Raw genomic sequence first — 14,047 nt, 5'->3', positions numbered from 1 at the left:
CTCAGAGGCTTAGTTGCGGACAGGAATGTCCATGTCGTCAATGCCGATCTCGCGGACCAGAACCGGGACGCCATAGTCCTTGCCGTCCTGGATTTCTGTGCGGAAGTGATACATCGACTGCAGCGCCTGATGGTCTTCCTTGCGGAAGCGCATAGTGCCCTTGGGCGTTTCCCACTCCATGCCTTCCATGGCGGTGATCAGCGCTTCGGTGTCGGTGGAGCCTGCCTTCTTGATGGCTTCGACCACGGCAATGCCGGCTGCCATGCCGCCCGCGGTGAAGAAGTCCGGGGGTGAGCCGAAGCGGTCCATGTGCTCCTTGACCAGCCAGTCATTGACCGGATTCTGTGGGATTTCGTAGTAGTAGTAGGTCGCACCCTCCATCCCCGGCAATTCCTTGTAGGCGGTCAGTGCCGCCAGGATGTTGCCGCCTGTGGCGATCTCAATGCCGAAGCGCGAGGGATCCATGGCGTTGATCTTACCCATCGGATTGCCGCCACCGGCCCAGATGATGAACAGCTTCTTCTTGCCTTCCACGCCTTCCATGGCGTTGAAGATGCGTTCGGCCGCCGCGGTGAAGTCGGTGGTATCGGTCGGCACATATTCCTCATGCGCAATCTTGGCGCCCGAGGCATTGAGCGCCTCGCGGAAGGCCGCCACGCCATCGCGTCCGAAGGCGTAATCCTGCGCCAGCGTGGCGATCGTCACGCCTTCGCCGCCGAGCGCGACCGCGTTGGAAATGGCGTCCTGCGACGAGTTGCGGCCGGTGCGGAAGATGTAGCGGTTCCAGTTTTCGCCGGTGATCGAGTCGGCGACGGCAGGCTCGACGATCAGGATCTTCTCGTATTCCTGCGCGACCGGAAGCATCGCCAGCGCGACGCCGGAGCTGACCGGGCCGACCGCGATGTCGGCCTCGTCGTCGCCATAGGCTTCGGCCAGAAGGGCCTTGCCGATATCCGGCTTGAGCTGCGTGTCCTTCTCGATGACCACGAGCTTTTCGCCATTGACCTCCATGGTGCCGCCGGTGGCGTATTCGAGGCCAAGCATAAGGCCGTTGTGCGACTGAGCCGCATAGGCCTCAAGCGCGCCGGTCTTGCCGTAAACATGTGCAATCTTGATGTCGGCGAGTGCAGGTACGCTCAGCATTGCGGCTGCCACGCCGGTTGCCAGTATCGTCTTCATCTTCATCTTCATTTCGGGTCTCCTCCCCTAAGCGAACAACGGTGAGAACATGAAACATGAATCAATATTCATGTCAATGATCCTGCCACGGGAGACATCCCGCAATCCCGGACGGAAATGGTGACAAATCCGCCCGGGCCGAGAGCCCGGGCATCGAGCCGCGGCAGAGCGGTTTTCAGGCCAGGCTTGAAAATCAGGATCGGGGAGCGTTTGGCCCGAAATTTGGCATGGGCGTTGCATGGCAACCATCTGGCCCGCTGGAATGGGCAACAAACAGGCAGAACGGATGGGGCAGTGCATGAACACCTGGATCAAGAACCCGCTGGCGATCCTGGCGGAGAATGCCGGCGGCGGCATCGTTGTCTCCGGCAGCCGTATCGTCGAACTCGTAGCCGCAGGCGCGACACCGCGGGCCGAGGTGGATGAAACCGTCGACGCATCCCGGCATGTCATCATTCCCGGACTGATCAACACCCATCATCATTTTTTCCAGACCCTGTGCCGCGCTCACCCGGCGGCGCGTGACAAGGAGCTGTTTCCCTGGCTGCAGGCGCTCTATCCGATCTGGAGCAGGCTCGACCGCGACATGTTCCGTGTCGGCGCCCGGCTGGCCTATGCCGAACTGCTGCTGTCGGGCTGCACCACGGCGATGGACCACAATTACATGTCCTATGACGGGCTCGAGGATGCGACCGATATCGAGGTTCAGGAAGCTCAGACACTGGGCATCCGCGCAACGGTGACGCGCGGTTCGCTGTCGCTGTCGAAAAAGGATGGCGCGATCCCCGACGACCACATCGTCCAGGATGACGACACCATCCTTGCCGACAGCGAGCGCGTGCTCAAGCGCTATCACGACACCTCAGATGGCGCGATGATCCAGATCGCGCTCGCCCCATGCGCCCCTTTCAACGTGTCGAGACATGTCATGCGCGAAAGCGCTGTCCTCGCCGAGACCCATGACTGCCGGCTGCACACGCATCTGGCGGAGACCGTGGACGAAGAGGCTTTCTGCATCGAGGCCTTCGGCTACCGGCCGATCGACTGGCTCGAGGATTGCAACTGGCTTCAGCCCCGGGTCTGGCTGGCCCACGGAATTCACTTCACCTGCGAGGATTGCGAAAAGCTCGGCAGGCACGGTGTCGGCGTCTGCCATTGTCCGACATCGAATGCGGTGCTGGCTTCAGGTTTCTGCAAGACGCTGGATCTCGAGGCGGCCGGCAGCCCGGTCGGTCTCGGTGTCGACGGGTCTGCCTCCAACGACAGCTCCAACCTGATGGAGGAGGTGCGCCATGCGCTGATGGTCAACCGGCTGGGCTACAAGTCGGCCGAACGGATCACCCACCGCGACGCCTTGCGCTGGGCGACCACCGGCTCGGCGCGGTGTCTCGGCCGCAGTGACATTGGCGAGATTGCGGTCGGAAAACAGGCCGATCTGGCCATGTTCACGCTCGATGAAATGCGCTTTTCCGGAAATCACGACCCGATCGCGGCTCTCGTCCATTGCGGCGCCAACCGCGCCGACCGGGTGATGGTTGCTGGCAAATGGCGGGTTATGGACGGCCACATAATCGGGCTTGATGTCGCGAGACTGATCGCCGAGCATTCTGCCGCCGCCAGGCGATTCAGTTGAGGAAACCCCATGTCTGAACAGAATATTCCAGTCATCGACATCAAGAGCCTCTACGGGATGGATCGGCAAGAGATTGCCAGGACCGCATCCCTGATCGGCGACGCCTGTCGCGGCATCGGCTTTTTCTACATCAAGGGTCACGGCCTTTCGCTCGACGACATTGAAGCCCTGTTTGCAACGTCTCGCGATTTCTTCGCGCTTGCCGAAGACGTCAAGAAACAGGTCGAGATCTCTCCCTCCACCGGCAACCGCGGCTATGTGCCGATGCGCGGCGAGGCGCTGGATCCGTCCAAGCCGGCGGACCTCAAGGAGGCTTTCAACATCGGCCTTGAGCTTGCGGCAGACGATCCCGAACTTGTCGCCGGAGCCCGGTTCCGGGCTCTCAATCTCTGGCCGGACCAGCCGGGGTTCCGCGAGGCCATGCTCGATTACTTTGAAACCGCACTGGATATCGGCCGTCGCCTGCATATGGCTTTCGCCACCGAACTCGGGCTGGATGCGGACCATTTCGAGGACAAGCTCGACCGGCCGCTGGCCACGCTGCGGCTGTTGCATTATCCGCCGCAGCCCGGCGTCGTTGAAGACGGCCAGATGGGGGCGGGTGCGCATACGGACTATGGCTGCGTGACGCTGCTTCTGACCGATGAAGTCGGCGGTCTCGAGGTACGCACGCGAACCGGCGACTGGATCAAGGCGCCCTACATTCCCGGCGCCTTTGTCTGCAACATCGGCGATTGCCTGATGCGATGGACCAACGACACCTATGTCTCGACGCCCCACCGGGTTGTCAGCCCGGCCGGCCGCGAGCGTTACTCGATCGCCTTCTTCCTTGACCCGAACCCCGACGCGATCGTCGAATGTCTGCCGACATGCAGCGGGCCCGGCAACCCGGCGCGCTATGACCCCATTCGGGGTGATGACTACCTGGAGAGCAGGTTGAATCCGACCTACAAGGTGAGCGGTCTCGCCTGAGAGGGAGGCGTGGATTCCAGACGCGGACCGCCTTCAGGGCGCTAATGTATGCAATGGAAGAAATTATGCTCAAAAAATGAGCGCTATTTATATTTTGTTCATAATTTCGCCTTCCGCTGCCCTGATTTCGTCCTTCCGGATTCCGTCCTCTCGAGGTGGTTTTCCCTATCTATTTGTAAAATATAACAAAAACTAATCCGTTCGAACTGGCATGCGTCTTGCAAAACCACTGGCAACCGGGTGTCTCCCAGATCCGGCCATAGCAGGGGTTCGCAAAGCCAGCAAAGGAACTGGACATGGCTACAAAACAGATTTCACGGCGTTCGATCTTGAAGACCGGCGCTGCCGGCATCGCGGCAATGGCGCTGCCGATGCCTTTCATCAAGGCTGCATCAGCCGCCGACGGCGTAGTGCTCGGGGCAGTGTATGTTGGTCCGCGCGATGATTTCGGCTGGAACCAGGCGCACGCGGTCGCGATGGAGATTCTCAAGTCGACCGACAATGTCACCGTTATCGAAGAGGAAAACGTTCCAGAGACCGATTCTGTCTCCAAGTCGATGGAATCGATGATCAACCTCGACGGAGCAAACCTGATCCTCGGAACTTCGTTCGGCTATTTCGAGCCGTTCATGATCGATCTCGCCAACAAGTATCCCGACGTCCAGTTCCGTCACGCGGCGCCGTTGTGGAGCGAGGACAAGCACCCGGCCAATCTGGGCAGCTACTTCTGCTACCTCAACCAGGCTCATTATGTGGATGGCGTGGCCGCAGGCCTGAGCACGACAACCAACAAGATCGGCTTTGTCGCGGCCAAGCCGATCCCGACAGTGCTCTCCAACATCAACTCGGTGCTGCTGGGCGCACGCTCGGTCAATCCGAATGTTGAGGTGCAGGTCATCTTCACCGGTGACTGGTCTTTGCCGGTGCGCGAGGCCGAAGCTGCCAACGCTCTCGTGGATGCGGGCTGCGACGTGCTCACCTGCCATGTCGACGGTCCCAAGGTGGTCATCGAGACCGCCGAAGGCCGCGGCGTGAAGAGCTGCGGTCACAATGCCTCGCAGGCGGCACTGGCGCCCAAGGGCTTCATCACCGGCGCGGAGTACAAGTGGGAAACCATCTACTCGATGTATGCCGATATGCTCGCCAAGGGTGAAACCCTGCCGAACGTGGTCGTCGGCGGCTACCACAATGACATGGTCAAGAACACCGCCTACGGTGCCGGCGCCACGCCGGAAGCCATCGCCGCAGCCGATGCGGCAATCGCCGGCCTCAAGGAAGGCAAGCCGATCTATGTCGGCCCGCTCAAGGACAACCAGGGCAATCTGGTGCTCGACAAGACCTTCGACAACTACGATCCGGTTCTCGATGGCATGAACTACCTGCTTGAGGGCGTTATCGGCTCGATCACCTGACCGACCTGTCGCCGGGCTGCGCGGAAAAACCTGCGCAGCCCGATTTGTTTGCCTTCGGAAATGATCGTGATCAGGCATGGCACAAGCAGAGACGTCGTTCGCCACACCTCCCGCCTATGATACTGCCCGCATCCGCGCTTCGATCGAGGCGGTAGCCATACCGCTTGGAGCCCTGGTTGCTTCGGCCATCATTTTTTCGGTGTTCCTGACGCTGTTGGGCAAGAGCCCGCTACAGTTTTTCGAGCTGGTCTGGCGCGGTGGCTTCGGCTCCTCGTTCTCGCTCCAGAACACGTTGCAGCGTGCCACGCCGCTGATCCTGACCGGACTTGCCTTTGCCATCCCGGCGCGCATCGGCCTGGTCATGATCGGTGCCGAGGGCGCGCTGGTGATCGGTGGCTTTGCCGCGGCCGCGCTCGCCATTCCGCTCGTCTCGGCCGAGGCGCCGGTCTATCTGACGATGCTGCTGATGGTGCTCATTGCCATGGCCGCCGGCGGCGCCTGGAATGCCATTGCCGGCTGGCTCAAGCACTCGCGCGGCGTCAACGAGACCATCTCGACCCTGCTGCTGACTTACATCGCCATCGCCATCATGAACTTCTTCGTCGAGGGCGCCCTGCGCGACCCGGCGTCCCAGAACAAGCCCTCCACCATGCCGATCGGCAAGGACTACATGGTCGGCAACATTCCAGGCACCGATGTGCACTGGGGCCTTGTCTTCGGCCTGGTCCTGGCCGTGGCCCTGCAGGTCCTGATGTCGCGGACCACTTTCGGATTTGCCGCCCGTGTCACCGGTGGCAATCCCCGCGCGGCACTCGCCCAGGGGCTGCCCGTCGGCACTCTTATTGTTGTCTGCTCGGCCATTGCCGGCGCCTGCGCCGGTCTCGCAGGCTATTTCGAAGTCGCCGCCATTCATGGCCAGGCCAATGCCTCGCTGGTCGCCGGCTACGGCTTCACCGGAATTCTGGTAGCGTTCCTGGCCCGGCACAATCCGCTGATGATCGTGCCTGTGGCGATCATGTTCGGCGCCATTGAGGCCTCGGGCGGTCTCATCCAGCGCCGGATGGATATGCCCGACGCAACGGCACTGGTGCTGCAGGGCATCATCTTCGTGGTGCTGCTGGCCAGCGACAGCCTCTACGGCCGCTTCGCGATCTTCCAGCCCAAAATCAGCACGGAGCGGACATGACGGCCGAAGCCCTTACCACCATTCTGATCGCCATGCTCGGCGGGGCCATACGGGTCTCGACCCCGTTCATTTTCGTGGCGCTGGGTGAAACGCTCACCGAAAAATCCGGCCGCATCAATCTCGGGCTCGAGGGCAACCTGGTGCTCGGCGCCATGGTTGCCTACGCCATCTCCTTTCACACCGGCTCACCCTGGCTCGGCGTTCTTGCAGCCGGCTTTTCCGGCGTCTTCCTCGGCCTGATGCATGGCAGCATCTGCAGCCTCAAGAAGGTCAATGACATTGCCGTCGGTATTGCCATGATGTCGTTCGGCATCGGAGTCGCCTTCTTCTTCGGCAAGCCCTACATCCAGCCCTCTGCGCCGCGGCTCGAAAGCCTGCCGCTTGGCGGCTGGGCGTCGAACCCGGCACTTCAGCAGGCGCTTGAAATCAACCCGCTCTTCATCGTCGGCATTCTCATCGCGATCGTCATGTGGTGGGCATTGGCCAACACCCGCGTCGGCCTGGTCGTCCGCATGACCGGTGATTCCGAGCCCGCCGCCCGTGCCATGGGCATCAACCCGATCAAGGTGCGGATCCTGGCGACCGCGGCTGGCGGCTTTCTCGCCGGAATCGGCGGGGCGTTTCTCTCGCTGTCCTATCCTGGGAGCTGGAACGAGGGTCTGTCCTCGGGCCAGGGCCTGATGGCGGTAGCCCTCGTGATCTTCGCGCGCTGGAACCCGCTGCGTTGTATCCTCGCAGCCCTTTTGTTCGGCGCCGCCGGCGCGCTTGGCCCGGCACTGCAGTCCGTCGGCATCAGCCAGGGCTACTACTTCTTCAATGCGGCGCCCTACATCCTGACACTTTTCATCATGGTTGCCGCAACCGGAAGCAACTCGGCCCGCGCGGCGCCGGGCGAACTATCCATCGCGAAATAGGAGACGAAAGCATGAGCGCACTTGGCGGATTGAACAAGACTCCCAACGGCGTCGTCATCGGCGTTGTCCAATTGCAGCTGCCGCTGATCAAGACCCGGCATGATCTTGCCCGGCAGACCGAGAAGATCGTTGCCATGGTCGGCAAGGCGCGGCGCAACATGGCGACGATGGATCTCGTGGTGTTTCCTGAATATGCGCTGCACGGCCTGTCGATGGACACCAATCCGGAGATCATGGTGTCGATGGACGGACCGGAGATCGCAGCCTTCAAGCAGGCCTGCATCGACAATTCGATTTGGGGTTGTTTCTCGATCATGGAATACAATCCGGGCGGCAATCCCTACAATACCGGCATCGTCATCGACGATCAGGGCGAGGTGCAGCTCTACTACCGCAAGCTCCACCCCTGGGTTCCGGTCGAGCCCTGGGAGCCGGGCGATCTCGGCATTCCGGTGATCGACGGTCCGAAGGGTTGCAAGCTGGCGCTGATCATCTGCCATGACGGCATGTTCCCGGAGATGGCGCGGGAATGCGCCTACAAGGGCGCGGAGATCATGCTCAGGACCGCAGGTTACACCGCGCCGATCCGCGACAGCTGGCGCTTCACCAACCTTTCCAACTCGTTCAGCAATCTGATGGTCACCGCCAATGTCTGCATGTGCGGATCGGACGGTACCTTTGATTCCATGGGCGAGGGCATGATCGTCAATTTCGATGGCACCGTGCTCGCCCACGGCACATCCGGCCGTGTCGACGAGATCATTACCGCTGAGGTGCGCCCCGACCTGGTGCGCGAGGCACGCAAGCACTGGTCGGTCGAAAACAACATCTACCAGCTCGGCCATCGCGGTTACACCGCAGTTCTCGGCGGCGCGCAGGATTGTCCCTATACCTTCATGAAGGACATGGTGGCGGGCACCTACCGGCTGCCCTGGGAAGACGAGGTGGTTCACACCGACGGCACCTCCTGCGGCTTCGAGCGTCCGACCCGGCGCTATGGCGAAACCAAGCTCGGGGAGGCGGCTGAATGAATGCTGTGCCCGCAGCCGTCGTGGCCGAAGGTCCGGTGCAGGCGGATCCGTATTCATGGCCTTATGACGGCAACCTCACCGCTGCCAACACGGCGTTGATCATCATCGACATGCAAACCGACTTCTGCGGGCCAGGCGGCTATGTCGACAAGATGGGCTATGACCTGTCTCTCACCCGCGCCCCGATCGGGCCGATCAAGGCGTTGCTCTCCGCCGCGCGCGCCAAGGGCATGACGGTCATTCACACCCGCGAAGGCCACCGCCCCGATCTGTCGGACCTGCCGGCCAACAAGCGCTGGCGCTCGCAGCGCATTGGCGCCGGCATCGGCGATCCCGGCCCATGCGGACGTATTCTTGTGCGGGGTGAGCCGGGCTGGGAGATCATCGATGAACTGGCTCCGATTTCGGGCGAGCCTATCATCGACAAGCCGGGCAAGGGCTCGTTCTGCGCCACGGATCTTGAAATGCTGCTGCACGTCAAGGGTATCCGAAACATCATACTGACCGGTATCACCACCGATGTCTGCGTCCACACCACCATGCGCGAGGCCAACGATCGCGGCTTCGAATGCCTGATGGTTGAGGATGGCTGTGGTGCCACCAAGCTGGAAAACCATCTCGCCGCCATCGACATGATCAAGATGCAGGGCGGTGTGTTCGGCGCGGTTGCCACCAGCGCCATCGTGCTCGATGCGCTGGAGCAGATGGCATGAGCGCGTTGACACTCCCGGAAGATCTGGCGGGACAGCCGGCTGGCGGAGGAAAGACCGGCGCGTTCTCGCTCGAAACCGTTTCCATGACCAAGGTCTTCGGCTCGCTGGTCGCCCTTGATGATGTCTCGATCAAGGTCGGTGCGGGGGAATTCCACGCGCTTCTGGGCGAAAACGGCGCCGGCAAGTCGATGCTGGTCAAATGCATCATGGGCTTCTACCAGCCGACCCGCGGGCAACTGCTGGTCGACAATCGCGAAGTCCTCATCAAGGCGCCCGCGGATGCGCAGGCCGCCGGCATAGGTATGGTCTATCAGCATTTCACGCTTGTGCCCTGTCTGACCGCCGCGGAAAACATGGTGATATCGCGCGCCGATGCGCCCGCCGTGATCAACTGGGCGAGGGAAAAGGAAGAGCTGCAGGCCTTCATGGAACGCATGCCGTTCCGGGTTCCGCTCAATACGGTCGCGGCCGATTTGTCGGCGGGCGAGAAGCAGAAGCTCGAAATCCTCAAGCAGCTCTATCTCAACCAGCGCTTCCTGATCCTTGATGAGCCGACATCGGTGCTCACGCCGGGTGAAGCCGACGAGATCCTTGGCTTGTTGCACGACATGGCGCGCGCCGGCGACATCACCGTGCTGATGATCACCCACAAGTTCCGCGAAGTGAACGCCTTTGCCGACCGGGTCACGGTCCTGCGGCGCGGCAAACTGGCAGGCAGTGGATCGGTAAACGACCTGAGCACCGACGACATGTCGAAAATGATGATCGGCGAGGCGCAGATGCGCGAAAAGGCGCCGCGACTGGCGAGGGTCGAACCCAAGAGCACGATTGAGATTGCTGGCCTCAGCGTCGATGACAATGAAGGCATGCGGGCGGTCGATACCGTCAATCTCAAGATCCGCGGGGGCGAGATCGTCGGCATCGCCGGCGTGTCAGGCAACGGCCAGTCGGAACTGGTGGAGGCATTGGCCGGTCAGCGCGGCCTTGCCGGTGGTGCCGTGATTGTAAACGGCCGGCGCTTTGACGCGACCCGGAAGGATTTTACCGATCTGAAGGTCTTCGGCCTGCCCGAGGAGCCGCTGAAAAATGCGGCCGTCAAACGCATGAGCGTGTCGGAAAACATCGCCTTCCGGAGTTTCGACAAGGCTCCGATGGCCAGCATCGGCTGGTGGCTCAAGCCGGCTGCCATGCGGGACAATGCCGTAAGGCTTATCGACAAGTACCACGTCAAGACGCCATCGGCGGAGACGCCGATCGAGAACCTCTCCGGCGGCAATGTGCAGAGAACCATCCTGGCGCGGGAACTTTCGGGCGACGTCAATGTCCTGATCGTCGCCAATCCCTGTTTCGGGCTGGACTTTGCTTCCGTGGCCGAAATCCGAGCGCAGCTCATCGATCAGCGCAACAAGGGGGCGGCGATCCTGCTGGTGTCGGAGGACCTCGATGAAATCCTCGAGCTTTCAGACCGGGTGGCGGTAATGTCGGGCGGGCAGATCACCTATCAGGCGCCGATCGACGAGACCGACCGCAACACCATCGGTAAATACATGGCGGGACACTGAAACCATGCAGAGCGTCAAGGCGGAGCCGTACGACTACCAACTCCCGGAAGCCGGGACAGCGCTGGTGGTCATCGACATGCAGCGTGATTTCATCGAGCCGGGCGGCTTCGGCGATGCCCTTGGCAACGATGTCTCGCGTCTTGTCGCCATCATCCCGACAGTGGCTGATCTGATCGCGCTGTTCCGGGGGCGCGGGCTCACGGTGATCCACACGCGCGAGGCGCATATGCCGGACTTGTCCGATTGCCCGCCGAGCAAGGTGGCACGGGGCAATGCCTCTGTGCGGATCGGGGAAGAGGGGCCGATGGGGCGATTGCTGGTGCGCGGTGAAGCCGGCAACCAGATCGTCGATGCTCTGGCGCCGGTCGAGGGCGAATGGGTCATCGACAAGCCCGGCAAGGGCATGTTCTGGAACACCGGGCTGCACGAAAGACTTCAGGCTGAAGGCATCACCCATCTGGTCTTTGCCGGCGTGACCACGGAAGTCTGCGTGCAGACGTCGATGCGCGAAGCCAATGACCGCGGTTATGAATGCCTGCTGGTCACCGATGCTACCGAAAGCTATTTTGAACACTTCAAGACGGCCACGATCGAGATGATCACCGCGCAAGGCGGGATCGTTGGCTGGGCCGCCCCGCTGGCCAATCTGGCTGTGGCGTTCGAGGCACTGGAGGCTCCTGCATGAGCAAAGACGAATTCGACGCAGACGCGATTGCCGAGAGCATGCTCGCCTATCTCGGTCTGCCTGATGAGCCGGCTTACCGTCCCGGCATTGTTGCCCACCTCGTGGCCGCGCGCGGTATCGCCGCCGGGCTTCTTGCGCTGCCGCTGGAAGACGAGGCGGAGCCGGCTCCGGTGTTCAAGCCATGACCGACTGGACAATCGCGACGGCAGTTGAAATCGCGGAAGCCCTGCGCAGCGGATCGGTTTCGGCAAGCGCCGTGGTCGAGGCATGCCTTGCCAGGATTGACACCCACGACAAGGCCATCGGTGCCTTCACCCATGTTGCCCACGATCGGGCGCGGGCGGGGGCAGCCGACATCGATGCCCGGATCAAGCGCGGGGAAGATCCCGGACCTCTTGCGGGTGTACCCTTTGCGGTCAAGAACCTCTTCGACGTAGAAGGGATTGCCACCCTGGCGGGGTCGAAGATCAACCGGGATCTCGCGCCGGCCTCCAGGGATGCGGTCCTGATCGAGCGGCTCGAGGCAAGCGGGGCGGTGCTGGTTGGCGCACTCAACATGGGCGAATACGCCTATGATTTTACCGGCGAGAACTATCATGACGGGCCGTCGCGCAACCCGCACGCGCCAGACCACATGACCGGCGGCTCGTCGGGCGGATCGGGTGCGGCGGCGGCGGCCGGGTTCGTGCCGCTGACGCTCGGGTCGGACACCAACGGTTCCATCCGCGTACCCTCGTCTCTGTGCGGTCTGTTCGGGTTGAAGCCGACCTATGGTCGGCTGTCGCGCAGCGGCTCGTTTCCCTTCGTCGCAAGCCTAGATCACCTTGGCCCTCTGGCCCGGTCGGTTGCCGACCTGGCGCTCTCCTACAATGCGATGACCGGTGTGGACCCGACCGACCCGGTCTGCACCGACCGCATTGACCCGCCTGTGACGTTGACGGCCAGCACGGCTATCGACGGCCTGCGGATCGCCAAGGCAGGAGGTTTCTTCGAGGAAGGCGGTCATCAGGAAGCCTTTGACGCCGTGGCAAAGATCTGCACGGCGCTGGGCGTGAGCCAGACTCTGCCCATCGAGAATGCAGCCCTGGCCCGGGCCAGCGCCTATCTGATCACCATGGCCGAAGGGGCATCGCTGCATCTTGATCGGCTCAGGACACGGCATGCCGATTATGACCCGGATGTGCGCGACCGGCTTCTGGCCGGAGCGATGATTCCGGGCGCCTGGGTGACCAAGGCGCAGAAGTTCCGCAGCCTGTTTCGCGCGCAGATGCAGGCGCTGTTCGAAGAGGTCGATGTGCTGATCGCACCCGCCACCCCTTGTGTCGCGCCACGTATCGGCCAGAAGACCTTCATGCTTGGCGGCAAGGAGCTGCCGGTCCGGCCCAATCTGGGTATCTTTACCCAGCCGATATCCTTCATTGGCCTGCCGGTGGTTTCGGTGCCGGTTTGGCTTGAGGGAAGCCCGCTGCCGATCGGGGTTCAGATCATAGCGGCACCGTGGCGGGAGGACATCGCGTTGCGGGTTGCGGCGTGGCTCGAGGAAAATGGCCATGTCTCCGCACCCGTAGCAACGCTGAAGGAGAAAGCAGTATGAGCAAGCAGGGCAAATGGTCCGGCCGCGACGAGAACAAGGATGCGGTGCGCGGCGAGGTCTGGGATCAGCTGGAAAACGGCGGTCACGCGATGGGGCCGACCTGGAGCCATATCCCCAACTTCATCGGCGCTGACCAGGCCGCCTGGCATCTGGCCCAGACGGAGGAATGGAAGCGTGCGAAAACGGTCAAGTGCAATCCCGATCCGCCGCAGATCCCGCTGCGGCTCAGGGCGCTCTACGAGGGCAAGATGCTCTATGCACCGGTGCCCTATCTGACCCGGGAGTTTCCCTATCTCCGCATCGACCCCAAGGTCCTGATCGAAAGGGGCGTCTCCTTCGAGCTCGCCGCCACCTCGGAAGGCTACATGATGCATGGCGAGCGGATCGGTTTTGAAGAGGTCGAGCCGCTGGATTTCTGCATTGTCGGTTCCGTCGCGGTCAGCCGTCAGGGCGGACGCACCGGCAAGGGCGCGGGCTTTGCCGATCTGGAGACCGGGATATTCCGCGAGCTTGGTATCATCGGGCCGGACACGCCGATGGCGACCACGGTCCATTCCTCGCAGCTGGTGCCCGACAGCAAGGTTTTCATGATGGCCCACGATTCCCCGCTCGATTTCGTCGCCACCGAACAGGAGTTGATCGTCACCGGCAACACCTCCCCGCGGCCAAGGGGCGTGGCCTGGGATTTCGTTCAGGACGACCAGTTCGAAACCATTCCGTTCCTTCGCGATCTGCGCGACCGGATGACAGCCGGATGATCATCAATGACCCAAAGGTGCATGCCGAGGTGATGGCTGTCTTTGCCCGCTACGAGAAGGCTTTGACCAGCAATGACGTGGTGGTGCTCGACGAGTTGTTCTGGCAAAGCGAGCACACGATCCGCTACGGCGGTGGCGAGAACCTCTACGGGGCGGCCGAGATCCTCGCCTTCAGGAATGCACGACCTTCGTCCGGACTTGAGCGGACGCTCTCCCGCACGGTGATAACCACCTACGGAAGTGATTTCGCCACCGCCTCTACGCTGTTCGAGCGCGAGACAGCTCCGGGCAAGAGCGGACGCCAGATGCAGACATGGGTGAGGATGGCCGATGGCTGGCGGGTTGTAGCAGCACATGTGAGTGTTATAGACACGCCCTGACCGAATGTCCCCACGGGAACAACCGCTC

The 14,047-nt window shown here is 62.1% G+C and carries 14 protein-coding genes; 13 read left to right on the top strand and 1 reads right to left on the bottom strand.

All coding sequences use genetic code 11. The features are described from left to right. Nucleotides 1–9: 9 nt before the first annotated feature. A complete protein-coding gene (locus SPHINGO391_RS17210; RefSeq protein ID WP_210385849.1) occupies nt 10–1,185 on the bottom strand; it encodes a substrate-binding domain-containing protein in 1,176 nt (391 codons plus the stop codon). A 292-nt stretch (nt 1,186–1,477) separates the two neighbouring features. Between SPHINGO391_RS17210 and SPHINGO391_RS17205 the strand changes: the two genes are divergently transcribed. The 13 genes from SPHINGO391_RS17205 (at nt 1,478) to hpxZ (ending at nt 14,019) form a co-directional block, all read left to right on the top strand. Further along, a complete protein-coding gene (locus SPHINGO391_RS17205) occupies nt 1,478–2,812 on the top strand; it encodes an 8-oxoguanine deaminase (protein ID WP_152009986.1) in 1,335 nt (444 codons plus the stop codon). 9 nt (nt 2,813–2,821) lie between these two features. Continuing rightward, nucleotides 2,822–3,784 (top strand): 2-oxoglutarate and iron-dependent oxygenase domain-containing protein, encoded by a 963-nt coding sequence (locus SPHINGO391_RS17200; RefSeq protein WP_152009985.1) that lies wholly within the window; start codon nt 2,822–2,824, stop codon nt 3,782–3,784. Between the two features lie 296 nt (nt 3,785–4,080). Next, nucleotides 4,081–5,196, top strand: a complete 1,116-nt coding sequence (locus SPHINGO391_RS17195) for a BMP family ABC transporter substrate-binding protein (protein ID WP_152009984.1) — start codon at nt 4,081–4,083, stop codon at nt 5,194–5,196. A 76-nt stretch (nt 5,197–5,272) separates the two neighbouring features. After that, nucleotides 5,273–6,382 carry an ABC transporter permease gene (locus tag SPHINGO391_RS17190; protein WP_152009983.1) on the top strand — a complete coding sequence of 370 codons (1,110 nt, stop codon included), beginning with the start codon at nt 5,273–5,275 and terminating at the stop codon, nt 6,380–6,382. Further along, nucleotides 6,379–7,296 carry an ABC transporter permease gene (locus tag SPHINGO391_RS17185; RefSeq protein WP_152009982.1) on the top strand — a complete coding sequence of 306 codons (918 nt, stop codon included), beginning with the start codon at nt 6,379–6,381 and terminating at the stop codon, nt 7,294–7,296. Before SPHINGO391_RS17190 ends, SPHINGO391_RS17185 begins: the two co-directional genes overlap by 4 nt. 11 nt (nt 7,297–7,307) lie before the next feature. Then, a complete protein-coding gene (locus SPHINGO391_RS17180; protein WP_152009981.1) occupies nt 7,308–8,327 on the top strand; it encodes a formamidase in 1,020 nt (339 codons plus the stop codon). Continuing rightward, nucleotides 8,324–9,040: an isochorismatase family cysteine hydrolase gene (locus tag SPHINGO391_RS17175; protein WP_152009980.1), complete on the top strand. Its 717-nt coding sequence runs from the start codon at nt 8,324–8,326 to the stop codon at nt 9,038–9,040. Before SPHINGO391_RS17180 ends, SPHINGO391_RS17175 begins: the two co-directional genes overlap by 4 nt. Nucleotides 9,041–9,123: 83 nt before the next feature. Continuing rightward, nucleotides 9,124–10,602 carry an ABC transporter ATP-binding protein gene (locus tag SPHINGO391_RS17170; RefSeq protein ID WP_152011607.1) on the top strand — a complete coding sequence of 493 codons (1,479 nt, stop codon included), beginning with the start codon at nt 9,124–9,126 and terminating at the stop codon, nt 10,600–10,602. Between the two features lie 4 nt (nt 10,603–10,606). After that, entirely contained in the window at nt 10,607–11,287 is a 681-nt protein-coding gene (locus tag SPHINGO391_RS17165; RefSeq protein WP_152009979.1) for an isochorismatase family cysteine hydrolase, read from the top strand. After that, complete coding sequence (locus SPHINGO391_RS17160) at nt 11,284–11,472, top strand: DUF4089 domain-containing protein (RefSeq protein WP_152009978.1); 189 nt, start codon at nt 11,284–11,286, stop codon at nt 11,470–11,472. The genes SPHINGO391_RS17165 and SPHINGO391_RS17160 overlap by 4 nt, the downstream gene beginning before the upstream one ends. After that, nucleotides 11,469–12,881, top strand: coding sequence for an AtzE family amidohydrolase (locus tag SPHINGO391_RS17155; protein ID WP_152009977.1), 1,413 nt, complete (start codon nt 11,469–11,471; stop codon nt 12,879–12,881). Before SPHINGO391_RS17160 ends, SPHINGO391_RS17155 begins: the two co-directional genes overlap by 4 nt. Then, on the top strand, nt 12,878–13,639 hold the full coding sequence (locus SPHINGO391_RS17150) for a 5-formyltetrahydrofolate cyclo-ligase (RefSeq protein WP_152009976.1): 762 nt from the start codon (nt 12,878–12,880) through the stop codon (nt 13,637–13,639). The genes SPHINGO391_RS17155 and SPHINGO391_RS17150 overlap by 4 nt, the downstream gene beginning before the upstream one ends. Continuing rightward, complete coding sequence (hpxZ, locus tag SPHINGO391_RS17145) at nt 13,636–14,019, top strand: oxalurate catabolism protein HpxZ (RefSeq protein ID WP_152009975.1); 384 nt, start codon at nt 13,636–13,638, stop codon at nt 14,017–14,019. Before SPHINGO391_RS17150 ends, hpxZ begins: the two co-directional genes overlap by 4 nt. The last annotated feature ends 28 nt before the right edge of the window (nt 14,020–14,047 follow it).

Origin of the sequence: Hoeflea sp. EC-HK425, assembly GCF_902498795.1 — a bacterium.
Lineage (GTDB): Bacteria > Pseudomonadota > Alphaproteobacteria > Rhizobiales > Rhizobiaceae > Hoeflea > Hoeflea alexandrii.
The sequence above is the reverse complement of the archived record's forward strand: the minus strand, read 5'-3'. Positions and strand labels throughout refer to the sequence as shown.